At 55.8% G+C, this 22,026-nt stretch carries 24 protein-coding genes and 2 tRNA genes; 9 read left to right on the top strand and 17 right to left on the bottom strand.

Going from position 1 to position 22,026, the window contains the following annotated elements:
* Window positions 1-458 precede the first annotated feature (458 nt).
* Window positions 459-1,295, top strand: coding sequence for a slipin family protein (locus ABSE13_RS00935; RefSeq protein ID WP_424026597.1), 837 nt, complete (start codon window positions 459-461; stop codon window positions 1,293-1,295).
* Window positions 1,296-1,695: 400 nt separating this feature from the next.
* Here the strand turns inward: ABSE13_RS00935 and ABSE13_RS00930 are convergent, their stop codons facing one another.
* Both ABSE13_RS00930 and ABSE13_RS00925 read right to left on the bottom strand, forming a co-directional pair.
* Entirely contained in the window at window positions 1,696-2,139 is a 444-nt protein-coding gene (locus tag ABSE13_RS00930) for a hypothetical protein (protein ID WP_424026596.1), read from the bottom strand.
* 209 nt (window positions 2,140-2,348) lie between these two features.
* Window positions 2,349-2,421, bottom strand: a tRNA-Thr gene (locus tag ABSE13_RS00925).
* 157 nt (window positions 2,422-2,578) lie between these two features.
* Here ABSE13_RS00925 and mmp10 point away from each other — a divergent pair.
* Window positions 2,579-3,805: a methyl coenzyme M reductase-arginine methyltransferase Mmp10 gene (gene mmp10, locus ABSE13_RS00920; protein ID WP_424026595.1), complete on the top strand. Its 1,227-nt coding sequence runs from the start codon at window positions 2,579-2,581 to the stop codon at window positions 3,803-3,805.
* Between the two features lie 411 nt (window positions 3,806-4,216).
* Here mmp10 and ABSE13_RS00915 read toward each other — a convergent pair.
* The 14 genes from ABSE13_RS00915 to ABSE13_RS00850 form a co-directional block, all read right to left on the bottom strand.
* Window positions 4,217-4,327, bottom strand: a tRNA-Met gene (locus ABSE13_RS00915).
* 68 nt (window positions 4,328-4,395) lie between these two features.
* The gene (locus ABSE13_RS00910) at window positions 4,396-5,871 is read right to left on the bottom strand and encodes an acetyl-CoA carboxylase biotin carboxylase subunit (RefSeq protein ID WP_424026594.1); all 1,476 of its coding nucleotides are present in this window, start codon (window positions 5,869-5,871) and stop codon (window positions 4,396-4,398) included.
* On the bottom strand, window positions 5,868-7,610 hold the full coding sequence (locus ABSE13_RS00905; RefSeq protein ID WP_424026593.1) for a pyruvate/oxaloacetate carboxyltransferase: 1,743 nt from the start codon (window positions 7,608-7,610) through the stop codon (window positions 5,868-5,870). The genes ABSE13_RS00910 and ABSE13_RS00905 overlap by 4 nt, the downstream gene beginning before the upstream one ends.
* A 49-nt stretch (window positions 7,611-7,659) precedes the next feature.
* Complete coding sequence (locus ABSE13_RS00900) at window positions 7,660-8,313, bottom strand: energy-coupling factor transporter transmembrane component T family protein (RefSeq protein WP_424026592.1); 654 nt, start codon at window positions 8,311-8,313, stop codon at window positions 7,660-7,662.
* The gene (locus ABSE13_RS00895) at window positions 8,301-9,014 is read right to left on the bottom strand and encodes an ATP-binding cassette domain-containing protein (protein WP_424026591.1); all 714 of its coding nucleotides are present in this window, start codon (window positions 9,012-9,014) and stop codon (window positions 8,301-8,303) included. The genes ABSE13_RS00900 and ABSE13_RS00895 overlap by 13 nt, the downstream gene beginning before the upstream one ends.
* Window positions 8,996-9,667: an energy-coupling factor ABC transporter ATP-binding protein gene (locus ABSE13_RS00890; protein ID WP_424026590.1), complete on the bottom strand. Its 672-nt coding sequence runs from the start codon at window positions 9,665-9,667 to the stop codon at window positions 8,996-8,998. Before ABSE13_RS00890 ends, ABSE13_RS00895 begins: the two co-directional genes overlap by 19 nt.
* Window positions 9,664-10,173 carry a biotin transporter BioY gene (locus ABSE13_RS00885; RefSeq protein WP_424026792.1) on the bottom strand — a complete coding sequence of 170 codons (510 nt, stop codon included), beginning with the start codon at window positions 10,171-10,173 and terminating at the stop codon, window positions 9,664-9,666. The genes ABSE13_RS00890 and ABSE13_RS00885 overlap by 4 nt, the downstream gene beginning before the upstream one ends.
* 59 nt (window positions 10,174-10,232) lie before the next feature.
* A complete protein-coding gene (locus tag ABSE13_RS00880; RefSeq protein ID WP_424026589.1) occupies window positions 10,233-11,213 on the bottom strand; it encodes a biotin--[acetyl-CoA-carboxylase] ligase in 981 nt (326 codons plus the stop codon).
* A gap of 4 nt (window positions 11,214-11,217) precedes the next feature.
* Entirely contained in the window at window positions 11,218-11,640 is a 423-nt protein-coding gene (locus ABSE13_RS00875; protein ID WP_424026588.1) for a DUF2111 domain-containing protein, read from the bottom strand.
* Between the two features lie 717 nt (window positions 11,641-12,357).
* The gene (locus tag ABSE13_RS00870) at window positions 12,358-12,933 is read right to left on the bottom strand and encodes a hypothetical protein (protein ID WP_424026797.1); all 576 of its coding nucleotides are present in this window, start codon (window positions 12,931-12,933) and stop codon (window positions 12,358-12,360) included.
* Between the two features lie 7 nt (window positions 12,934-12,940).
* Window positions 12,941-14,374 carry an RtcB family protein gene (locus ABSE13_RS00865; RefSeq protein ID WP_424026587.1) on the bottom strand — a complete coding sequence of 478 codons (1,434 nt, stop codon included), beginning with the start codon at window positions 14,372-14,374 and terminating at the stop codon, window positions 12,941-12,943.
* A 35-nt stretch (window positions 14,375-14,409) separates the two neighbouring features.
* Window positions 14,410-14,817, bottom strand: coding sequence for an archease (locus ABSE13_RS00860; protein WP_424026586.1), 408 nt, complete (start codon window positions 14,815-14,817; stop codon window positions 14,410-14,412).
* On the bottom strand, window positions 14,814-15,104 hold the full coding sequence (locus tag ABSE13_RS00855) for a hypothetical protein (protein WP_424026585.1): 291 nt from the start codon (window positions 15,102-15,104) through the stop codon (window positions 14,814-14,816). The genes ABSE13_RS00860 and ABSE13_RS00855 overlap by 4 nt, the downstream gene beginning before the upstream one ends.
* A gap of 62 nt (window positions 15,105-15,166) precedes the next feature.
* On the bottom strand, window positions 15,167-15,478 hold the full coding sequence (locus ABSE13_RS00850; RefSeq protein ID WP_424026584.1) for a DUF2551 domain-containing protein: 312 nt from the start codon (window positions 15,476-15,478) through the stop codon (window positions 15,167-15,169).
* Between the two features lie 238 nt (window positions 15,479-15,716).
* Between ABSE13_RS00850 and ABSE13_RS00845 the strand changes: the two genes are divergently transcribed.
* From ABSE13_RS00845 to ABSE13_RS00820, 6 genes are read left to right on the top strand one after another with little or no spacing between them, the layout of a single operon-like run.
* Window positions 15,717-16,568 carry a protein translocase subunit SecF gene (locus tag ABSE13_RS00845; RefSeq protein ID WP_424026583.1) on the top strand — a complete coding sequence of 284 codons (852 nt, stop codon included), beginning with the start codon at window positions 15,717-15,719 and terminating at the stop codon, window positions 16,566-16,568.
* Window positions 16,565-18,025, top strand: coding sequence for a preprotein translocase subunit SecD (locus tag ABSE13_RS00840; RefSeq protein WP_424026582.1), 1,461 nt, complete (start codon window positions 16,565-16,567; stop codon window positions 18,023-18,025). The genes ABSE13_RS00845 and ABSE13_RS00840 overlap by 4 nt, the downstream gene beginning before the upstream one ends.
* 54 nt (window positions 18,026-18,079) lie before the next feature.
* Window positions 18,080-18,352, top strand: coding sequence for a thioredoxin (gene trxA / locus ABSE13_RS00835; RefSeq protein ID WP_424026581.1), 273 nt, complete (start codon window positions 18,080-18,082; stop codon window positions 18,350-18,352).
* A gap of 4 nt (window positions 18,353-18,356) precedes the next feature.
* Entirely contained in the window at window positions 18,357-19,007 is a 651-nt protein-coding gene (npdG, locus tag ABSE13_RS00830) for an NADPH-dependent F420 reductase (protein ID WP_424026580.1), read from the top strand.
* Window positions 18,985-19,635, top strand: coding sequence for an endonuclease III domain-containing protein (locus tag ABSE13_RS00825; RefSeq protein ID WP_424026579.1), 651 nt, complete (start codon window positions 18,985-18,987; stop codon window positions 19,633-19,635). The genes npdG and ABSE13_RS00825 overlap by 23 nt, the downstream gene beginning before the upstream one ends.
* On the top strand, window positions 19,608-20,150 hold the full coding sequence (locus tag ABSE13_RS00820) for an aldolase (RefSeq protein ID WP_424026578.1): 543 nt from the start codon (window positions 19,608-19,610) through the stop codon (window positions 20,148-20,150). The genes ABSE13_RS00825 and ABSE13_RS00820 overlap by 28 nt, the downstream gene beginning before the upstream one ends.
* 288 nt (window positions 20,151-20,438) lie before the next feature.
* Here ABSE13_RS00820 and aglJ read toward each other — a convergent pair whose 3' ends face one another.
* Window positions 20,439-21,362, bottom strand: a complete 924-nt coding sequence (gene aglJ / locus ABSE13_RS00815) for an S-layer glycoprotein N-glycosyltransferase AglJ (protein ID WP_424026577.1) — start codon at window positions 21,360-21,362, stop codon at window positions 20,439-20,441.
* A 44-nt stretch (window positions 21,363-21,406) separates the two neighbouring features.
* Here aglJ and ABSE13_RS00810 point away from each other — a divergent pair, with 44 nt between their 5' ends.
* Window positions 21,407-21,979 carry an endonuclease dU gene (locus ABSE13_RS00810; protein ID WP_424026576.1) on the top strand — a complete coding sequence of 191 codons (573 nt, stop codon included), beginning with the start codon at window positions 21,407-21,409 and terminating at the stop codon, window positions 21,977-21,979.
* Window positions 21,980-22,026 lie beyond the last annotated feature (47 nt).

Here is a 22,026-nt window from a genome sequence, read left to right as displayed (position 1 = left end):
CAGGTTTTTACATAAATTCCTTGACCCCGGATTCCGATGAATTCGTAGGGGAAAAGCAGATCCAGCCTTCGTTTTTGTAGTATGAAAAATTGTTACGGCCTCATCCGTGGCTGACGGGCATCCATCAAACCCCGGCTTCGGTAAATGTTCCCACTCTTCTTGATTTGTGTTTAATTAATGATTTTGCAACACCACCCTATCGCATGAATACATGCATGTGAGCAGTACCAGGCAGGCAGACATTATTGGGAGGTGAGGGTATATTTTGAGAATTGGTGTGCAGGCTGTTCTCTATTGCGATGCCCCCCACCCCGCTTCACAAGGAGCCCGTGCGAAACGAGCGAATACGAACCCGGCCCGCAGGTACCATCGCCACATCTATATACTCAATCAGATAATATCCGTTCCAGCCCATCGGATGACCGGGAAAGGATGAACGGCTCCGGGAGGAATTAACCATGGATACCAATACCCTCATGATTGTTGCATTAATTCTGATTGTAATCGTCGCGCTCCTCGCCATGGCGATAAAGATTGCGAACCAGTGGGAGCGGGCGGTGGTCCTCTTCCTTGGAAAATTTATTGGCATCAGGGGCCCCGGGTTGTTCTTTATTGTCCCGTTCCTGAGCCGGGTCGCGTACATGATTGATCTCCGGGTGATCACCACCTCGTTCACGGCCGAGCAGACCCTGACAAAAGATACGGTCCCGGTCAACGTGGACGCCGTCTTATTCTGGCAGGTAATCGATGTAGAGAAGGCCGCGCTCGAAGTCAGGGATTACCAGGGTTCAATATCCCTGGCATCGCAGACTGCGCTCCGGGACGTGATAGGCAAGACCATCCTTGCCGACATGCTCACCGGCAGGGAAGCCATTGACGCCGAACTCCAGCGGCTGATCGGGAGCCGTGTCAGCGGGTGGGGTATCAGGATCCTGTCCGTTGAGATCCGCGACGTGATCATCCCCGGCGCACTCCAGGACGCGATGTCCATGCAGGCGCAGGCAGAGCGCGAGCGACAGGCCCGTGTGATCCTCGGGGATTCCGAACGGCAGATCGCCGAGAAGTTCGAGCAGGCCGCAAAGAGCTACGAGAACAATCCCACCGCGCTGCACCTGCGGGCGATGAACATGTTGTACGAAGGGCTGAAGGGCGGGCAGTCGACAATCGTGATCGTCCCGTCAACCGCTCTCAATACGATGACGCTTGGTGATACTACGGGCATGATTGCGCTTGCAAAGACGATAGAAACCGAGAAGAAAGTGCAGAAGGATACCGGGCAGCAGGGGCAGCAGTAACGTAGGGGGCCGGGTCGAGCAGTCGTCAGGGGCGACTCATTTTTTCCTGGCGAGTTCTGATGAAAAATCTGATTGGCGTATGTCCATTGCGATGCTCCCCCCTCCCCGCTGCGCAGGGAGTCGCGCGGGGGGGTCTCGCGGCCGACCCCTCGCTGAGCAGTTCGGTTTTAATAATGAGGACAGGTAAGTGCGTAGCGCAAAACCTGACGAGTCGTTTTGCGCGTGGGGAACATTGCAAATGAATCGGATAAAAACCCGGCAGATTTTTGCAAATAAATTCCGATCAATTTTTTTCAAAAAGTTTTACAAAATTTCGCTGGAGAAGTTTTCTCAAAAAAATTTCAAAAAAGCCTCAGCCGTGACTGACTTTTACTGTTCAAACCATTAAGACGATGATATTTCAAAATTTATATCGGGGAGGTGCCCAGCCGGAGTATAGTGACGAATAAAAACATGTGAAGAAAAAAATAACCAAAGTCAACTGCCAGAAATAGCTGATATACAACATCTGGTACAGGCAGGCAATAACAATAATCAGAATCCAGAGAAGGACAGACAGGTAATGCCCCCGACCGATAGCGTTCTTTCCGCCCCGGATATTTGATACGATATCGGCAATTCTTCCAACCCATATGTCATACAGTTCCTGGTAAAATACATCCTGTGGATCCTGTTTTGTATAAATGGGGAAAGTCTGACCTGGTTTCGGTCGGTCATCCGACAAATAGTCCCGGAACTTTTTGCTCACAATAAAGGCGACGATCAGACCAACAAGAACGATAATCAATAACGCTATGAAAATTCCTACTATCATGATACCAAGCTCATGCGGTGTGATATCCAAAGACTATCAACTCTCTCTGAATAAAATAATTTTACTAGATTATAACTTTACTGAAATGAAAGTCATAGTATTTTTTTAATCAAAGTTAATGATGTGAGATTATTGATGAATTCTACAGAGTCAAATGCGAACTTTCAAGAAAAATATCGAAATACGGCAAAATTATGATCAGTTTGACAAGATAAGGCAAAATTAAAGAGATTCTCCCAAGCCTCAGCCGTGATTTGAACACGGGACCTGCTGATTACAAGTCAGCCGCTCTGCCAACTAAGCCACTGAGGCGCCATACTATTTTATCATTTGATGGTAAAAAAGATGGTGCCCGTCACGGCAGATTCCCGCCAGTACTCCGCAGGAACGAGAAATTCCCCCGCAGAATCCGGATGACAAAAACGGATACAAATATCTTATACCCCCCGGCACAGACGTAGTAATACAGATGGCCCAACTGACCGTGGATATCGGGGGCAGCCCGGGTGTCGGCTGCCGCGGTTTCTGCGAATACTGTTATTTCAAAAAAGTCCGGGGTGTGCAGCCCCTCGGGTGCCGGTACTGCCTGCCGTTCAAGAAAGGGTGCGACTACTGCACCCGGGGCGTAAAGGAGGAGTACGCCGGGTTCAAGGACCTCCGTTCCATAGCGGACGAGACGCTCGCAAGCCTCCAGACCAGGCAAGGGGAGATCGAGCGGATCACGATCAGCGGCGGGGGCGATCCCAGCTGTTACCCGCATTTTAAGGATCTTGTCGAGCTGCTCGGGAGCACGGAAGCCCCGCTCCATATCGGGTACACGAGCGGGAAGGGCTGGGATGATCCTGCCATCGCCGATCTCCTCATTAATAACGGGCTCACGGAGATCTCCTTCACGGTCTTTGCCACCGATCCAAAACTCCGGAAGAAGTACATGCACGACCCGACTCCCGAGGCCTCGCTCGCGATCCTCGAACGGCTCTGCGGTGCGGTCGATGTCTATGCAGCCGCGGTCGTCCTCCCGGGCGTGAATGACGGGAAGGTGCTGGAGGAGACCTGCCGGTGGCTCCAGGACCGGGGGGCAAAGGGTCTGATCCTGATGCGGTTTGCCAATAATGCCGACCAGGGCCTCATCCTCGGGAACGGACCGGTCATGAGTAAGCAGAAGGTCCAGAGCGTCGAGTCCTTCCGGGACTTGATCACCGATCTCAGCAAACGGTTCACCATGAAGATCTCCGGTACCCCGCTCTGGGACCCGGAGACCGGCTCGCCGTTCGCGATCCGCTACGAGCCGGCCCTGCTCGCAAAACTCCCGAGGGTCACGAAGAGGGCGAGCGTGATCAGCGGGAGCATTGCTACGCCGTTCATCAATACAATTCTCACGACGTGCGGGTCAAAGGTGCCGGTCGTCCCGGTAAAGAAGGAGATCGCCTGCCTGATCACCGCTGACGATCTCCGGCGGATCGATCTTGCAGCGCTCGAACCGGTCGTGATCATCCCCGGTCGTGCCTTCGTGCACGATGCTGAGGCAGAGGAAATCCTGTCACGCGACGGGATCGACCGCGTGGTGATCCGGGGCCCGGAGATGCTCACCGCCGATGCCGAGACCAGCATGGGCATGACCCGGGACCAGGTGCTCGAGATGGAGATGAGCGGGTTTGCGGATCTCATCCGGTTGATCAACCGGTATGGGGTGTAACGGGTTCGTTCACCCTGCTATATAATTGTAAAAAAAATTACTATCTGTTGTGAGGGCTCCCCGCCTCAGGTCCTATCAGGGGCACAGCGGGGCAATACGGTGTCTTTAAACATTCAGCTTTGAGCAACTGTTTCGCCGCTCTGGCTAAAACGCCGAATGTAACAATTCCCGAACAGGTAATTCCCGCATCATCGCAATGCGGGAGATGCCCACGCGGCGGGGAATTAATCGTCGCTCAGTGAGGAATAATTGGAGAATAATTCGTCAAAATTCTTCGATTGGGAAGATGCGAATATCGAAGAACCTGCGGTTCTTCTGCAGCCCGCTCTTCCCTCCGGGAACAGCAGGCTCCCCCAAGAGCGTCAAATCTCCACGAAATATTTTAAAAAATCAGGCGTAAAACCGGAAAAATGCTGCGAGAGGGTTACGATCCCCCGATCTCCAGATGTCCCAAAGCGTGAACGCGAAATTGTGTTCAACACCCTATGAGTCTGGCGCCCTAACCAACTAGGCCACCGCAGCACAAAAGTGCATAATAAAAAGGCCGTAAAAATTATTAAAGGTATTCATGAGTCGTCGGGAGAACCGCCTCATTCCTTCTTCTGCTGCATATACATGTTGACGGCTGCCGTGATCGCAGCCACTTTCTTGCCCTGATCAAAGGAACCGGCCAGCGTCTGCATACGAGCCTCCTCGTCCCGCTTGTATCGTTCGAGCGTGCTGAAGATGTGCTCCTCCTGCAGGAAGTGCGTGTGGGTGTTGCCCTCGACGAACGCCTGGTTGTTCATGATCGCATAGTGGAGTGGGAGGGTGGTCTTGATCCCGAGGATAATATACTCCGATATCGCCCTGCGCATCCGCTTGATTGCCTCCGGCCGTGTGCTGTCCCAGGCACAGAGCTTCGCGATCATCGAGTCATAGTTCGGGGGAATGGTGTATCCCATGTGGATGCCGCTGTCCATCCGGATGCCGGGGCCGCCGGGCGAGCGGTACCGCACGATCTTCCCGGGGTCGGCCGCGAAGTTGTTGAGCGGATCCTCGGCATTGATCCGGCATTCGATCGCGTGGCCCCGGATGGAGAGGTCCTTCTGTTCGAAGGTGAGCGACTCTCCCGCCGCAATCGCGATCTGCTGCTTGACGAGGTCAACGCCGGTGATGATCTCCGTGATGGTGTGCTCAACCTGCAGCCGGGTGTTCATCTCCATGAAGTAGAAGTTGTCCTGGTTGTAGAGGAACTCCACGGAGCCGGCATTGGAGTAATCGGATGCCTCGGCAACCCTGAGTGCTGCCTTCGACATCCGCTCGCGCAGTTCCGGCGTCATGATCGGTGACGGGGCCTCCTCGATCAGCTTCTGGTGCCGGCGCTGGATCGAGCACTCGCGATCGTACAGGTGGACCGCGTTCCCATGCTCGTCCGCCAGCACCTGGAACTCGATATGCCGGGGCTTGACGAGGTACTTCTCGATGAAGACCGTTGCATCGCCAAACGCGGACTTTGCGATCCGCTGGCTTCCGGTGATTGCTTCTTCCAGCGTCTTCTCGTCATTGACGATCTGCATGCCGATACCGCCGCCACCGGCGCTTGCCTTCACGATGACCGGGTACCCGATCTCTGCGGCGATCTTCCTGGCATCGTCGATGCTGCTGATGCCGCCTTCCGTCCCCGGGAGGACCGGCACGCCGGCCTCCCGCATCATCTGCTTGCTCCCGATCTTGGAACCCATCGCCTTGATTGTCTTCCACCGGGGCCCGACAAAGGTTACGCCCTCGTCAAGGCAGAGCTTGGCAAACCGGTAGTTCTCTGCAAGGAAGCCATAGCCGGGGTGGATCGCCTCGGCCCCGCTCTTCTTCGCGATGTCGAGGATCCGCTCCATGTTGAGATAGCTCTTCGAGGGGTGGGCCTCGCCGACATGGAAGGCCTCGTCCGCGTATTTCACGTGGAGGGCGTTTTTGTCGGCATCGGAATAGATCGCCACGGTCTCGATGTCGAGCTCGCGGCAGGCCCGCATGACACGGATCGCAATTTCTCCGCGGTTTGCTATCAGGAGTTTCTCGAAATATTTCATTGGACCACCAGCAGGACATCGCCGTTCTGGACGACATCGCCGGTATCGACAAAGATCTCGGTGACCCTGCCATCGACCGGGCTGTGAATCGGGTTCTCCATCTTCATGGCCTCGAGCACGATGAGCGGATCCCCCTTCTTCACGTGGCTGCCGCGGCTGACGAGCACCTGGAGCACCATGCCCTGCATGTTGCTCTTGATCCCGCCGGCATATTCGCCCCGGGGGATCTTTGCCTGCGGCGTAACGCCGGTGACCCCGACCTGGCTCCCGCCGACGGAGATGATCTTGACCGAGAAGACTTCCCCGTCCACCTCGACTTCCATGATGCCCGGCATGCCTGTCCCGGCTTTCGGTACCGGCTGCTTCTTCGGGAGCTCTTCTGCGGACTTCCCGCCTTTCAGGAATGCCGGGGCGATCGCCGGGTAGAGGATATAGGTGAGGATGTCTTCCTCTTTCTTCACGAGGCCTGCCTTCTCCGCCTCGTCCTTCATCTTTGCATAGGCAGGTTCCAGCAGGTCTGCCGGACGGACCGTGATCACTTCCTCATCACCGATGATGAGCGTGCGGATCTCATCGGAGACCGGTGCCGGGGATTTCCCGTACAGGCCCCGGACATAATCCTTGACTTCCTTGGTCACATTCTGGTACCGCTTGCCGTTGACCAGCACGTTCAGCACGGCCTGGGTGCCCACGATCTGGCTCGTGGGGGTGACGAGAGGCGGGTACCCGAGATCCCGGCGCACCCGGGGGATCTCTTCAAGCACCTCGTCCCACCGGTCGAGTGCGTCCTGCTCCTGGAGCTGCGACACGATGTTGGAGATCATGCCACCGGGGAGCTGGTAGATGAGCACGTCGCTGTCCACCCGTTCCGAGATCGGGTTGAGCAGGCCGCCGTATTTCTCCCTGACCTGGAGGCAGAGGTTGCGGACCACACGGAGTTTGATTAAGTCGATGCCGGTATCGCGGGGGGTGCCCTTCAGCGACGCCACGACACTCTCGGTCGGCGGCTGGGAGGTGCCCATGGAGAAGGGCGACATCGCGGTATCGAGGATATCGACGCCAGCTTCTATCGCCGCTTCATAACTCATCGGGGCGATCCCGCTCGTGGAGTGGCTGTGGAGGCAGACCTTCACATCCACGGATTTCTTTATGCCGGTAATCAGGGCCTTTGCCGCGCCCGGCATGATCAGCCCTGCCATGTCCTTGATGCAGATCGAATCGCAGTCAAGGGTGTAGAGCTCCTTTGCCATCTCAATGAAGGTCTCAGTGCTGTGGACCGGGCTCGTGGTATAGGATATTGTGGCCTGGAGATGGCCGCCCACGTCCTTAACCCGCTTCATCGACCGGGTCATGTTCCGGATATCGTTGAGCGCATCGAAGACCCGGAATATTTCAACACCGTTCTTGTAGGAGGCATCGACGAATTTGTCTACGACATCGTCGGAATAGTGCCGGTACCCCACGAGGTTCTGCCCGCGGAGGAGCATCTGGATGGGGGTATGGTTCAGTTCTGCCTTAAGCGCACGGAGCCGGTCCCACGGATCATCGTTCAGGAACCGGATGCAGGTGTCAAAGGTCGCCCCTCCCCAGGCTTCGACGGAAAAAAATCCACAATGATCGATCTCCCTCGCAAGAGGGATCATATCCTCAGTCCGGAGCCGGGTCGCGATGAGCGACTGGTGGGCATCCCGGAGTGTGGTATCAGTAATCAGGACTTTTTTGGATGAGGCGGTATGCATAGAGGAGACCTCTGACGGGCAGCAAAATTCTGTACAGCCTCTCAAAAATTCATCGGTATAGTATAAAAAATTCACTTACGGGAATGATGGCGAGGACTGCAATGCAGCATGCAAGCAGGCTGGCGACAATGTCCCGTCGTGTCGTTTCAAAAGCGGGACAGAGCGATCCGCCGTCGCTATACCCACGGACGGCAAGGAGTTCTGCGGTATCGTCAGCCCGGCGGAGAGCATTGTTCACCAGTACAATTCCCGCAGGTACGATGCGTGCTGCATTCAGGGGTCGCCGCTTCAGTCTCTCTGCAATCCGTATCTTCTCAAAATCGGCGATGAGCAGGTCCATTGCCTGCATTCCCATATCAGCAACCAGGCCCATGTCAAACCCGGCTTTTTCTCCAAGCAGCCAGACCCCGAGCCGCAGGAACTCGCCTTTCTTCTGTTCGGAATATACCCAGGCCCCGATGAGGACGATCACCATCATGCGGATGAAATACGACACCCCGTCCCCCCCGCTTATCGCAAGCACGATGGCAAAAAAGCCTACCAGCACGCCAAGGGACAGGAACAGCCGGACATGTTTCCGCAGCGACACCTTGCGGGCAAAGATCAGGCACCAGATGGCTGCCGCTACCGCACCCGCAAGGCTGAGAAATGCGGCTGCCGAGAGCAGCATCGCGACCCCTGTCCGTAGTCTCACGTCCTGCATGCGGCCTCCACCAGATCATCGGGAGAAATATTTTCCGGGATTTTCCCGGCTGCAAGAAGGTCCCTGACAATCTTCGGTGCGTGCTGCCATGACGGGAGCGCGTCCGGCAACCGGCCCCGGTATGCGAGCCTGCCCTGCGAAATCTCCCAGATATGATCCACCCGGGGGAAGATCTGCTGCTCGTGAGTGAAGAGGATCGTTATCCCCGTTTTTCTTCCCGAGAGCTCCTTGCACACCCGCTCTTTTTCCCGGCAGTCAAGAGAACTGAAGGGTTCATCGAGAATCAGGAGGTTATATTCCTGCCCGAGAAGACAGGCAAGGTGCAGGCGCTTGAGCTCTCCCCTGCTGAGCCGCATCGGAGAGAGATCGCCTTTCCCGTCAAGCCGTGTGGCTGCCAGCACCTGCTCCGGATCCATTCCCCATGATGTGCATTCGTCCCGCACCGTGAGACCGGTGACATGGTACTCGGGAAACTGGAACGAGAGCATGGATGAACTGATCCCATCCCGCTCAACGGAGCCGGAGGCTGGCAGGATCAGGCCCGCGAGCGTCAGGGCAAGCGTTGTCTTCCCGGACCCGACATCCCCGCTGATAAGATGTATTCCTTCTGCGAAGATCCCGTGCCCGGCCAGCGACCAGTCTCCCTCTCCCCGTCCCGCCACAACCCCGTTCATGGAGAGCTTCATGCCCTGCACCGCCATGAGAGGGGATAAAACGGTGTGCCGGAAAGCCCGGAAAAAACTTCTTCCGGGGATCCGGAAAAGACTGGTTTTCCATCATCCAGGTACAGGACATGATCGCCCTGTGCCGCGACTTCCATCTGCTGGGTACACTGGATCACGTACGGGATCGCGCTCTGGCGGATCAGGTCGCCAAGTGTTTCTGTACGGGATTCATCCAGATGGGAGTCGCACTCGTCAAGGATAAGCACATCCGGCTGGTGAACGATTGCGGCAGCAAACGCAACAAGGATCTTCTCGCCTCCGGATAATTCCCGTATGGATCGATCGCGGAGATGGGAGATGCCGCACCACGCAAGACAGCCGTCAACACGTTTTTCTGTCTCACTGCATGGCACCCTGCGGAACCGGAGTGGGGATGCGATCTCATCCATCACGGTCCCGAAGAGGATGTTCCGGTCCGGGAACTCATTCACCCACCCGACTTCCCTATTCCTGGGGGATTGATCGCCGATCAGGATGGTTCCGGCTTCTGGCAGATCGATGCCGGAACAGAGCCTGAGTAACGTGGTCTTCCCGCTGCCATTGGGGCCGATAACTGAGGTGATGCCAGGCCTGATGTCCAGCGAATCGATCGCAATGTGCCGGTGGCGGAGCGAGCGGATCGCGATCATGGCAGCCGTTCTGCAATCAGGTATGCAGCACCGGCCTTGATCACGTCACCGATCACGAAAGGGGCGACACCGGCAACTATGGCCGGGACCAGTCCCATGCGGAGGGAGATGATAAGCCACGCCACTCCGAACAGGTAGATGATTACCGTTCCGAGAACGATCCCTGCACCATGAAGATATTTTGATCTCCGCTCGTATGCCAGTCCCACGACGAGGGCAGCGAAGACAAACCCGACCAGGTATCCGCCGGTGGGGCCAAGAAGGACGCCCGGCCCGGTCATACCGTTATGGAATATCGGCAGGCCGAGTGTTCCGAGAATAAGGTAAAGCGAGACCGGAACTACCGCATGCCGTTTCATTACGGCGCCGGTGAGAAGGACGAACAGGGTCTGCAGCGTGAACGGCACCGGGATAAACGGGACCGAGATCCAGCCCCCGAGTGCGATCAGCCCGATACATGCCGCAGAACAGGCAATGATTCGTGATTTATCCGGGTTACCAAACATCGTCAACCTAATAAAAAATGATGGTTGACGATAAAAAAATAGCGTTGCTGCTTTTGAGTTTACTGGTGGAAACAGTCGCCGGCTATAACCCGCTCGAGTTTCCCGTTCTCTTTCCTGATGATCAGTGCGCCGAACTCGTCAATATCCACCGCATCGCCTTCGAAACTGTTCTTCAGTGTCCGGATCTGGACCCGGTTCTCCAGCGTGCAGGAGATGCTCTTCCATTCCTGGACGATCGCATCGTACTCCCCGCTCTCTACGAGGAGATACCGGCTCTCGAACTCCTTGAGAATCCGTGCAAGGAACGAGGCCCGGTCGACCTCATGGCCCATCTCGGCACTGATGGACGTGATCCGGTCCTGTAATTCCGGTGAAAAATTACTGATCGGGACATTGACATCGATACCAATACTGAGGAGGCAATGGTGCACCACATCTGCCTCAGCGGAGAGTTCGAGAAGCAGGCCGGCCACTTTCTTGGTGCCGATGAAGACATCGTTCGGCCACTTGATCAGCGCCCCGATATCGAATTCCTTCCGTATCGCACGGGCCACGGCAATGGACCCGGCCATCGTGATCATGAAGATGTGATCCACAGGCACGTTGGGTTTGAGGACGATCGTAATCCAGATCCCGCCGATTGGCGAGACCCATGCCCGGCCCATCCGGCCGACTCCCCCGGTCTGCTCCTCGGCGATGATCACCATGCCGTGCATCTTCTCGACATCCCCCTCAGAAGTGAGCTCTTTGCCGATCCAGATCGTTGAGGGCGTGTTCTCGAGATACCGCATCTTCTTCCCGATCACCTTTGTCCGGAGTTTTTTGTGGATCTCATACGGCAGGAGCTTGTTGCTGGTCCGCGTGAGCCGGTACCCTTCCTTCTGGGAGGACGAGATGTCGTACCCCATCATGCGGAGTTCGTTGATATGTTTCCACACGGCCGAGCGGGTCATTCCCATCCCGTTGCTTATCGCCTCGCCGGACAATGGTCCCGTTGCATGTTCAAGGATCTCGAGCACTCTGAAAGCCGAATCTGGCATCTGATCACCTCTTGGAATCGATCTGTTCTGAATCAAGGGGGCAGGGGTCCTTGCCGCAGACCTGTTTTATTATTGCCGACTGGTTCTCCATCAGCGTTGCCAGGTCAAAGATCCCGGTGATGTCGACAATGCCAATGGCACCGATGGCATTCCCGCTCTCGTCCCGGAATGGCGTAACCCTTACCGGGACTCCCTTGTACGCCCCAGCTGACGGGGTTACCTGGATCTGCTGGTTCTTCGCGATCGCCTCGAGAAGAACCGGCCCGTTGTAGTGGCGATCGACTACCCTGCCGTCTTCCACCCGTATCCCGTCCATATCCCGGGATTTTGCCGTTACCGGGAGGCGGTGGATAAGTTCATGGACTGCGAGGACGATGGGCTCGAGATCATTAGCCCCCGCACTGCAGGATAACGTGTACCGGTCCATTGGATTTACCTCAAGTACTCTGGTCAGCCTTTATGCAGAAGAAGATTGCGCAAGGCGCAACACAGTGGGGCGGTGCGATGGGTAGAGCGAGAAGCTGGGAAGATAATTTTTCTATAAAAATAATTGAACTCAGATCAACGGAGATGACATTTTCGCAGCAAAGAACATGATAGCTCTTATCGCATCAAATCAGCCTTCGGGAGATGGTAAATCAATAAATTCGTACTAACGGGAAATTATAAAATCCTTCAATACCTGCGAGGGTCCCCCGCCTCAGGGCCTCTCCGAGGAGGCAATCGTCGCTTCAGCGAGGATTGACTGGAGAAGAATACGCAAGGATTCTTCGACTTGCGAAATCTCATGAGAGATGAGGCACGGCGGGGCAAAATGCTTTTTTAATAATGTTTTTAGTCGTTGATCCGCCGCGGGGGCGCCCCGTCGGGGGCGGCAGCGTTGCCCGTAAATTAAGATATGTAGATTCCTTCTCATAGGATCAATATAAACCCAAAACAGAATTAATCCAAAATCGGATTTTCTTCCGGATTGTTGGAATGGTCTGGGGCAACAGCCTACCTTGCTTATTTCTCTCATAAATCTTGTTGATTTACTCCGGTAATACCGCCTCATCGCTCTATGGGGGATGCCACAGCGGTGGGGGCGAAGCCCCCAGGAGTGTTCAGAGATTTTTCCGGGCAATCGCTTCGGTCAAAAAAAACTTCAGAACACCGTCTGCTCCCCTTCGCAGCAGAACTTCCTCAAAAACTCCCGGGACGGATACTCGTGGACGCTTGTCACCAGGATCTTTCCTTTCCCGAGAGTATATTCGATGATCACATCCGCAGAGTCCGTTGTCCCGAGGCAGACTCCGCCATGGGATGGGAACGACCCGTCGCATTCGATCCGGTCCGCATCGTAATCATCGATCAGTTCGGCCCCCGGCGATCCCTTCTCGCACCTGATCTGTGCCGGGTGGAAATCGTGGGCATACGAAACCGGGAACGGGAGCCAGTCATAGGCATCCGGTTTTTCGGCTGCCGCCCCGAAAACGAGGAGCCTGCCGCCATTCTCAACGAACCGTTCGATTCTCGATGACGAGGCCCGGAGAGCGGGAAGCAGGTTCGTATACTTCGCATTGCCAAACCCGGTCGGGATGATCAGGCAGGTGAAGTGCCCGCGGAAGTACGGGGCGGCGAGCATGTGCGGTGTGACCAGTTCGCAAACGGCACCGCAGTCCTCAATATACCGGGAAAAATGCTGCGGGGTCTCCCAGACAAAGCCCACCCGGCAGCTCATCTTTGTATCATCCCTTGATCACGCCGATGGGGGAGAGCCGGGCCACGAGCCGGGAGATGCCCACATCGTGCACCACATTCACGACTTCATCGCTGGACTTGTACACGTCCGGCGCCTCGTCGACAAGGGTGCTGTCGTTCGGTGCCCGGACCATGATACCGTCCCGGAGCAGGTGTTCGGCGATCTCCTTCCCGCTCAGCTGCTTCTTGGCCTGCGTCCGGCTCATGATACGGCCTGCACCATGACAGGTGCTGCCGAACGTCCGCTCCATCGCAGTCTGCGTGCCGCGGAGCACGAACGACGATGTCCCCATGCTGCCGGGGATGATGACCGGCTGGCCTATGGATGCGAGTTCCGGCGGGAGATCCGGTGCACCGGGCCCGAACGCCCGGGTCGCGCCCTTGCGGTGGACGCAGACCATGGTTCGTTTCCCGTCGACGGTGTGCTCCTCCATCTTCGCGACATTGTGGGCAACATCGTAGACAAGCGGCATCTCTTCGTACCCGATACGGAACATCTTTGAGAGCAGCTGCCGGACCGTGTGGGTGATCATCTGGCGGTTGGCCCACGCATAGTTTGCCGCTGCGGCCATTGCACCGAAGTACTCTTTTCCTTCCGGCGATGTAATGGGGGCACAGGCCAGCTGGCGGTCGGGAAGAGTGATGTGGTATTTCTTTGTCGCTCCCTCCAGCACCTTCAGGTGATCCGTGCAGGTCTGGTGCCCGAGTCCCCGGGAACCGCAGTGAATCATGCAGCAGACCTGCCCGGCCCGGAGTCCGAACGCTTCCGCAGCCGGGGCATCATAGATCTCGCTGACAACCTGGATCTCAAGGAAATGGTTGCCGGACCCAAGGGTGCCGCCCTGGGGAATCCCGCGCTGCTTTGCCTTTGCGGAAACCGCCCGGACATCCGCCTCTTTCATGCACCCCTTCTCTTCGCACCGTACCAGGTCGCGGGGGACACCAAAATCGTTCTCCACGGCCCAGCGGGCGCCCTTCACCATCATCTCGTCCAGTGACTTTGGCGAGACCTTGTGGGAACTCTTGGCCCCCACGCCGGTGGGGACCGCATGGAAGAGCCCGTCTACGAGATCCCGGCGCCCTGCCACATCCGCCTTTACCAATGGTGTGGTGATGAGCCGGACGCCGCAGTTGATGTCAAAGCCGACCCCGCCCGGCGAGATGACCCCCGTGTCGAGCGCGAAGGCAGCAACGCCCCCGATGGGGAACCCGTATCCCCAGTGAATATCGGGCATGGCAAGCGAATTTTTTATAATGCCGGGCATGGTTGCAACGTTTGCCAGCTGCTGGAGGGCTCCCTTTTCAAGGATTTGTGCCAGAGACTCTGAAAGGAAAAACCTTCCCGGCACTCTCATGCCGGGAACATACCCCACCGGTACTTCCCACTCATTTATGCCGATCCGGTTTATCCCTTCAATCATGAGTTCTCTCCATTCTCTTGTGCGTTTATCTGCCGTTATACATCAAATAAGATCTCCAGCATATATCCGTTCGTATCCTGTGTAACGGACATGCCCGAATAGGAGATTCCCTTGACCTCGGTGCCCCCGGCATGGCGGCTGCGGTCAAATGGCTCGCCCTGCATGACTGCATGGAGATGCGTCCCGGTGATCCGGACAACGACTTCTGAAAAGACCATCCCGTCCACTTCCGACCGGAAGAGTAATTCCGAGAGAAAATCTGCAAGAAGGCTCTCGGTGTCGCTGGAATCCACGTCAATCTCTGCAGAGATCACTGCACGGCGTTCTTTCCCGTACATAACCTGCATCAGCGCTTCGCAGGCTTCAGAGAAAAGGGTTTCAAGCGTGGGGGCATGTGCCCGGATTTTTATATCTGCCGTATGCGGCATTTCTTCAAAACTCATCCGCGTTCGTACCTGGTCAGTTCATCGTCGTCAAAGAACGGGATCATGTCCATCTGGATGGTATTGAGAAACCGTGCCTGGTGAACCGAGACATAGATCATCTGGTTGCCCGCTTTCAGCAGGAGATCGGATTTTTTTGGCTGCTTGATGCGGGTGGAGAGGAGTACCGGCCCGCCGCACGAAGTACAAATACGAAAATCACAACCCCGCTTATTGATATATTCCAGTACTTCAGGGGCAATGGTGACTTCGCCGAACTCGGCAGGGTCCTGAGAATGAGAATACATGATGCTAATAGCATAGGAAGGCTGGAGTAAAAAACGGTTATGGATCAGGGGTGCGCCGCGGGCTATACGGCCCCGACGATGCTGATCACAGTGTCGACATACTTTTCCTTGAGTTCGTAGCTGTTGACTCCATCGGTGTTCCGCGTGGCGCGGAGGATACCGATGCGGGAAGCAATGATACCGACCATGGACGCAATCGCGTGGAATGTGACCGTGAACCGTTTCTGGAGCTCGGCAACAATTTCCGCGATGGTGATCGATTTGGTTTTTACAAAGAGTATGAGGACTTCGCGCCGGATTCCGGTCCTGTCCCTGGACAGGTAGGAGCGCAGCCGACCTTCAATCACTCTCTTGATCTCTGAAGGAGATCTCATACTTTTACTCTCCAAGTTCTCTGTATATATATTTTTTGATTTTGTGCGTTTTAAAATCCCTGTTCGTGGATTCAGCCATTTTAAAAAGAGACAAAAATTTTCTGCGAACTCCGGGAAATTGAAGAAAGTACACCTGCGCGCGGATTGTTGTTCCGGGAAGGTTGGGGGGCATGATACAGGAATCCGGGAGAAACATATCTGGTAAATATTTAATCGTACGTAAACAGATGATTACGCTATGGGATTGATCAACTACAATATCGAGAAATACTCGCCAAAACAGCTGGTGGTAATCCCGCTCGTTCTCCTTATCATCTCCCTCATTGTCCTCGCCTATTATACAGCGATGACAGGGATGCCCGTTACGCCGGGTATTGATTTTTCCGGAGGAACAGCGGTTACCATAGAAACCAATGAGAGTGTCGCTCAGATGCAATCGACCTTTGCAGGATACCCGCTTGTCGGTGTCAGTGATGTGAACGGGGGAAAATTCCTGAAGTTCAGCGCAATGGATACTACGCAGTTCAACTCCCTGACCGCGCTCATCACCCAGAAATATCCCGCTTCCACGATCGAGCAGATCGATGAATCGTTCGGGAAAACCCTGCAGTACCAGGCAGTGATTGCCCTGATCTTCTCGTTCATCGGCATGGCAATCGTGATCTTCATAGCCTTCAGGACCTTTGTCCCCGCCTTCGCGGTAGTCCTTTCCGCCTTTGCCGACATGGTGATGACAGCAGCCATGATGAACGTTGTGGGAATCACGCTCTCGCTTGGTACAACCGCGGCCCTCCTGATGTTGATCGGTTATTCCGTGGACAGCGACATCCTGCTTACGAACCGGGTGCTGAAACGGCAGGGCAAGCTGCATGACAAGCTTGCCGGGGCATTCCATACCGGGATCATCATGACCTCGACAACGTTTGCTGCGGCCACCGCGCTGTTCATTGTCTCGTGGTTCGGGTCGATCCAGATGCTTATGGATATCTCCGCGGTACTGCTCATCGGGCTTGTTGCTGATGTCCTCAACACCTGGCTGACGAATGCAGCAATCCTGAAATGGTATGTCCAGAAAGGAGGCGGGAAATGAACGAGAAGGAACTCAAGGCCTTCCTGACCGACTGGAGAATCGCCACCCTGATCATTCTCATTGTCCTCTCCGTGATCGCGATATATCCTCATTTCGATCAGGACGGCAACATTGCAACCAACCTGCAGTATGGTCTCGATCTCCAGCAGGGCTCGTGGATCCAGCTTGAGCTCAAAGGTGAAGTAGTGGGTTTCACCACCGATCGGCCGGTAAATGATTTCATCACGAACCTCTCCCAGAGCCTTGATACGGAAGTCGACCAGATCGATGCAACCCACCTGGAGATCCGTAAAGCATACACGCAGCCGGATCTTGAAGTTCAGTTCACTAATGCCGGTGGGAAGCTGACCAGTTACCAGCAGGGAGTCTCCAAAGCGACTGCGGAAGACGCCAAGATGATCCTGGAAAACAAGATCAACTCCCTTGGCACCAAGGATGCAACCGTCAACACGCTGACCGGGTTCAACAACGTGGCCCGCTATATCCGGATCGAGATGGCCGGTGTAGATATGAACGAGGCCCAGTCGCTTGTCGGGAAGCAGGGCAAGTTTGAGATCCGTGTACAGACCACCGGCAATGATACCGAGCATGTGCTGTTCGGCAATGATATCACGAGCGTCCAGACCCCCGCGCAGAACCCGGCAGGCAGCGATAACTGGGGTGTAGCGTTCACGCTGAGCGATGCAGGGGCGGCAGCATTCCAGCAGGCAGCGATCCAGTCCGGGGCAACAAACGATCCCACGCACCATTACCTGACTATGCTCCTTGACAACCAGACCGTCTATTCCGCACCCCTGAATACGGCCCTCGCCACCGAACTCAAGACAACGCCGACCCGCCAGATGATTGCATCGACCGGAACCGGTACGTACGGGTCCCAGGAGGCGACAAACCTTGAGATCCATCTCCGGGCCGGTGCGCTCCCGGTTGATGTGAGCATCGCCGGTTCCGGCAGCACGTCGGCACCCCTTGGGGAACGCTACAAGGTAATGGTGCTTCTCGCGGGAATCCTTGCGCTTATTACCGTGGGCTGTGTGATCTACTACCGGTACCGCGAACCCAGCATCGTCCTTCCGATGGTACTGATCAACGCGTCCGAGATCCTGATCCTGCTCGGGTTTATCGCCCTGATCCGGTTCCAGATGGACCTGCCGACCATTGCCGGTCTGATTGCCGTGATGGGAACGGGTATCGACCAGCTGGTCGTGATCACGGACGAGATCCTGCACGAAGGAAAAGTCCCGTCGCCCAACCTCTATCTCAAGCGGCTGGCCCGGGCACTCGGTATCATCGTGGTTGCCGCAGCAACGGTGATCATCGCAATGGTCCCCCTCGCTCTCATGGATCTCTCCACGCTCAAGGGTTTTGCCCTCATCACCATCCTCGGTGTGCTGGTCGGCGTCATCGTGACCCGGCCTGCCTATGGCAAGATCATCATGGAGATCCTCTCCAAGTAGCGATACCATAGGTTTATCTTTTTTTTCATCGAGTAATTTACCGGGTAAACTCACATGAGCAAACCGGTTTTGTTTGACTTTTTTGCCACCTGGTGTGGTCCCTGCAAGATGCAGACGCCGATCATCGAGGAACTGGCAAAAAAGATGGGAGATAAAGTGGATATCCGGAAAATGGATGTGGATAATGATCCGGAGCTTGCGGGAAAATACGGCATCCGCGTTGTCCCGACTCTCATCATAGAAAAGGACGGGAAGATCGTCCATTCCCTGGAAGGGGTTACCGATGCAGTCACCCTTGAAAAACTCTTAACACCCCTGGTGGGATAGCTCTGTGAAGATTGGTATCGTTGGCGGGACCGGTGATATCGGTGAAGGGATGGCAATGCGTCTCTCGCCGATCTTCGATGTGGTCGTGGGATCCCGCGAACAGGATAAGGCTGAAGCAAGCTGCACGATGAGCCGCGAACTTCTCAAAAAACGCGGGAAGGAATGCTCCCTCACGGGTGTCGGGAACCAGGCAGCAATCGATGAAGCGGATCTTGTCATCCTTGCGATTCCCTACAAACACCTTGTCGGGACACTGGAGACCCTTCATGGTTTTGAAGACAAAATTGTGGTCAGCCCGGTCAACCCCATGGAGAAACAGGATCATTTCGTGTTCGTACCGCCCGTCGAAGGTTCAGCTGCGCTCCTGATCCGGCGGATGCTCCCGAAAGAGGCCCGGATCTGCTCGGCGTTCAATACGATTGCCGCGAACAAATGGAAGGCGCTCGATGAGGAACTCAGTTACTCCGTCCCGGTCTGCGGGGATGATGCGGAGGCCAAGAAAGAGGTCATGGCAATCGTCAATAAAATATCACGCCTCCGGGCATTCGATGCCGGCCCCCTCTCCGTTTCTGCCATGGTTGAATCCCTTACGCCGCTTCTCCTGAATATCGCGCGGTACAACAAGATGAAGGATGTCGGGATCCAGTTCCTCTGAGGTCAGCAGGAGAACGATCTGCAGGATCGTCCGGGCCCTGAAGCAGCGGTACGGGAAGATCCGGTGGTGGCCCGGGGATACCGATGAAGTGATGGTCGGTGCGATCCTCACGCAGCAGACCCGGTGGGAGAATGTGGAGCGGGCGCTTCTCGATCTCAGGAGCCGGGGACTCTGCACCATGGCCGGGATCCATGCTGCGGATACCGCGGATATCGAGTCCGCCATCCGGTGTACCGGCTTTTTCCGGGTCAAGGCAGCACGGCTGAAATCCCTTGCACAATTTGCTCTGGAGAGCTGCGGGGGTGTCCAGGTGATGGCGGAGATTCCTACAACGGAACTCCGCGAAGGCCTGCTGGCGGTCCATGGGATTGGTGAAGAGACCGCGGACAGCATCCTCTGTTACGGTTTTTCCCGGCCGGTTTTTGTTGTCGATGCATATACGGAACGGATGGTCCGGTGCGCCGGTATCACGGAACCCCGCAACCAGCTGAAAGCATCGTTCGAGAGCGTGCTGCCGAAAGACAACGAAGCCTGCCGGCAGACCCATGCCCATATCGTGGAGTACGCAAAAGAGTACTGCGGGAAGAAGAGGTGCGATGCATGTATACTCGTGAATTCGAACGGATAGGGAAACGCCTCTTTGCCGAACACCTGGTGGGCGGCAACTTCGGCAACATGAGTCTCCGCGATGGGACCGACGGGTTCCACATCAAGCGGACCGGCGACTATCTTGATGACGTGCACGAATTGGTCTTCGTGCCGTTTGACGGCTCGGTACCGAAGAATGCCTCGACTGAGTACCGCGTGCACCTTGCGGTTTACAAAAACTCCTCTCATGCAGCTATAGTCCACGCGCACCCGCAGGCAGCCATAGCCGCTTCACTTGTCATGGGCCGGATCGTCCCGGAAGACAGCGAGGGAAAGATGTTCTGCCCCGAGATCCCGGTTGTGTCCGGGGAGCCGGGCTCGCAGGAGATCGCTGATAATGTGGCGGCGGTACTTTCCCGGTCGAAGCTGGTGATCGTGCGGGGGCACGGCACGTTTGCCGCGGGAAAAACCCTTGACGAGGCGTACCAGTTCACCTCGCTTGCCGAGCACTCGTGCCGGGTGCTGGCGTTGAAGCGGGATTTTGTGCGGATGTAAGGGGGCGGCGGCCCGAATTACATTCCATTAGGCCCCCTTCTTGTGCCACCAGTCCCCCAAGGGGGACGGGGCACAATTATGATAGTGCCAACATATGGTTTACATTTCCCACGGGTTTTGTTATGGTAATACAGCGTCATCGCAATGCGGGGGATGCCCACGCGGCGGGGGCGGAGCCTTTGGCGCAGCCCCCAAGAACGTTAAATTCCTGCTTACTTCTATAAAACATTTTCAAAATATTTTATGAAACCGGATTCCGGCAATATAAAAAATAAAATTCACTTAAAATCACTTCGGCGGTTTCCCCGGCTGCAACAGCTGGATCTCCCGGATAATCTCCCGGTGGAAGACAAGCAGCATATCGCTGATCATACCGAACATGAAGATCTCGATACCCACGACGATGAGGAGCACGGTGAGGATCGTGAGCGGTATATGCTCGATGTGCCGGAACCATTCAAGAAGCACATAGACTCCCGTGAGAAGACCGAGGATCGAAGTGAATATACCCATCATGCCGAAGTAGAACATCGGGTTGTTGACCCGGGCAAGCCGGTAGATGGTGCTGACGATCTTGATGCCATCGTGGAATGGTGACAACTTGGTGGCGGTGCCGGGCCGCTGGGAATACCTGATGGGTACCACCATGATCCGCTGGCCGTTCCGCACTGCTTCAACAGAGATCTCGGTCTCGATCTCGAACCCTTTCTCCTTCAGGTGCATCTGCTGGACAGCAAGCTTCGTGAATGCGCGGTACCCCGAGAGGATATCGTGCAGGTCCCGGCTGTGCGCGACCTTGAAGAGGAGATTGAGCATGTGGTTGCCAAAGAGGTTCAGCCGGGAGAAGGATCCCTCCTCGGCATTGATCAGGCGGTCCCCGATCACCTGGTCGAACCCGAGGAAGAGCGGCCCCAGCATCTTCTCTGCATCCCGTGCAGAGTACGTGCCGTCACCATCAAGCATGAGAATGTACGGTTGCTCGATCACTTCGAATGCCTCGATGATCGCATTACCCTTCCCTTTTCCGGACTGTGTCCGGACATTGGCACCGGCCTCGCGGGCGATCTTGACGGTATTGTCCGTACTCTTGCCGTCGACGACGAGGATATGGTTATACCCAAGGGTCTTGAACTCCCGGACTATGCTGGCGATTGTCGGGCCTTCGTTCAGCGTGGGAATTAAGATGCAGACCTCATCCTTGTTGAATTTCATTGGTATACTATTTTTAATCGGTTGACATAAGTGCTTCTATGCACATGCCCAAAAAAGGGCTTCGGGCACTCGGGATTGCAGAAAGTTATACGGGCAGGATCCGGTCGAATCTCGCGGGGGTCGTCATGAGAAAAGATCTGCGCATCGACGGTTTCGCGTTTGGATCCGTGACGGTCGGCGCTATGGACGCCACGGATACGATCCTGCAGATGGTCCGTGAACTAAAGCGCCGGGACATCAACGTGATCCTGTTGTCCGGCTGCGTGATCGCATGGTTCAATGTCATCGATCCCGGCCGGGTTGCACGCGAGACCGGGATCCCGGTTATCTGCGTTACGTACGAGGAATCCGACGGACTCCTTGAGGATATCGCACGACATTTTCCGGATGATGATGCCCGGATATCTGCGTACCGGCAGCTGGGTGAGCGCACCGAAGTCCGGCTGCACACCGGACTGGCATGCTTCATCCGGTCGTGGGGGCTCGCTCAGGACGATGCCGCACGGTTCTGCGATGATTTCACGTGCGAGGGAAAGATTCCTGAGCCCCTGCGGGTGGCCCGGCTCTGTGCCCGGAATCTGCCGTGCTCCTGTCGTCCGGATGATGCAACCATCTGAACCTGACGTTTGGGTTCTGCCCGGAAAGGTGCTTTCATATAACCGGA

Source organism: Methanoregula sp., assembly GCF_049518935.1.
In the GTDB taxonomy this organism is placed as follows: Archaea; Halobacteriota; Methanomicrobia; order Methanomicrobiales; family Methanospirillaceae; genus Methanoregula.
The sequence above is the reverse complement of the archived record's forward strand: the minus strand, read 5'-3'. Positions and strand labels throughout refer to the sequence as shown.

Excerpts from the sequence above, each read along its gene's own strand:
- ABSE13_RS00810 (WP_424026576.1), top strand. The coding sequence starts at position 21,407 with ATGCCCAAAAAAGGGCTTCGGGCACTCGGGATTGCAGAAAGTTATACG.
- ABSE13_RS00840 (WP_424026582.1), top strand. The coding sequence starts at position 16,565 with ATGAACGAGAAGGAACTCAAGGCCTTCCTGACCGACTGGAGAATCGCC.
- ABSE13_RS00860 (WP_424026586.1), bottom strand. The coding sequence starts at position 14,817 with ATGAGTTTTGAAGAAATGCCGCATACGGCAGATATAAAAATCCGGGCA.
- ABSE13_RS00895 (WP_424026591.1), bottom strand. The coding sequence starts at position 9,014 with ATGGCGGTGCAGGGCATGAAGCTCTCCATGAACGGGGTTGTGGCGGGA.
- ABSE13_RS00890 (WP_424026590.1), bottom strand. The coding sequence starts at position 9,667 with ATGATCGCGATCCGCTCGCTCCGCCACCGGCACATTGCGATCGATTCG.
- ABSE13_RS00845 (WP_424026583.1), top strand. The coding sequence starts at position 15,717 with ATGGGATTGATCAACTACAATATCGAGAAATACTCGCCAAAACAGCTG.
- ABSE13_RS00880 (WP_424026589.1), bottom strand. The coding sequence starts at position 11,213 with ATGCCAGATTCGGCTTTCAGAGTGCTCGAGATCCTTGAACATGCAACG.
- aglJ (WP_424026577.1), bottom strand. The coding sequence starts at position 21,362 with ATGAAATTCAACAAGGATGAGGTCTGCATCTTAATTCCCACGCTGAAC.
- ABSE13_RS00905 (WP_424026593.1), bottom strand. The coding sequence starts at position 7,610 with ATGCATACCGCCTCATCCAAAAAAGTCCTGATTACTGATACCACACTC.
- ABSE13_RS00900 (WP_424026592.1), bottom strand. The coding sequence starts at position 8,313 with ATGCAGGACGTGAGACTACGGACAGGGGTCGCGATGCTGCTCTCGGCA.
- ABSE13_RS00875 (WP_424026588.1), bottom strand. The coding sequence starts at position 11,640 with ATGGACCGGTACACGTTATCCTGCAGTGCGGGGGCTAATGATCTCGAG.
- mmp10 (WP_424026595.1), top strand. The coding sequence starts at position 2,579 with ATGGCCCAACTGACCGTGGATATCGGGGGCAGCCCGGGTGTCGGCTGC.
- ABSE13_RS00855 (WP_424026585.1), bottom strand. The coding sequence starts at position 15,104 with ATGTATTCTCATTCTCAGGACCCTGCCGAGTTCGGCGAAGTCACCATT.
- ABSE13_RS00820 (WP_424026578.1), top strand. The coding sequence starts at position 19,608 with ATGTATACTCGTGAATTCGAACGGATAGGGAAACGCCTCTTTGCCGAA.
- ABSE13_RS00910 (WP_424026594.1), bottom strand. The coding sequence starts at position 5,871 with ATGAAATATTTCGAGAAACTCCTGATAGCAAACCGCGGAGAAATTGCG.
- ABSE13_RS00870 (WP_424026797.1), bottom strand. The coding sequence starts at position 12,933 with ATGAGCTGCCGGGTGGGCTTTGTCTGGGAGACCCCGCAGCATTTTTCC.
- ABSE13_RS00885 (WP_424026792.1), bottom strand. The coding sequence starts at position 10,173 with ATGTTTGGTAACCCGGATAAATCACGAATCATTGCCTGTTCTGCGGCA.
- trxA (WP_424026581.1), top strand. The coding sequence starts at position 18,080 with ATGAGCAAACCGGTTTTGTTTGACTTTTTTGCCACCTGGTGTGGTCCC.
- ABSE13_RS00865 (WP_424026587.1), bottom strand. The coding sequence starts at position 14,374 with ATGATTGAAGGGATAAACCGGATCGGCATAAATGAGTGGGAAGTACCG.
- ABSE13_RS00850 (WP_424026584.1), bottom strand. The coding sequence starts at position 15,478 with ATGAGATCTCCTTCAGAGATCAAGAGAGTGATTGAAGGTCGGCTGCGC.
- ABSE13_RS00935 (WP_424026597.1), top strand. The coding sequence starts at position 459 with ATGGATACCAATACCCTCATGATTGTTGCATTAATTCTGATTGTAATC.
- ABSE13_RS00825 (WP_424026579.1), top strand. The coding sequence starts at position 18,985 with ATGTCGGGATCCAGTTCCTCTGAGGTCAGCAGGAGAACGATCTGCAGG.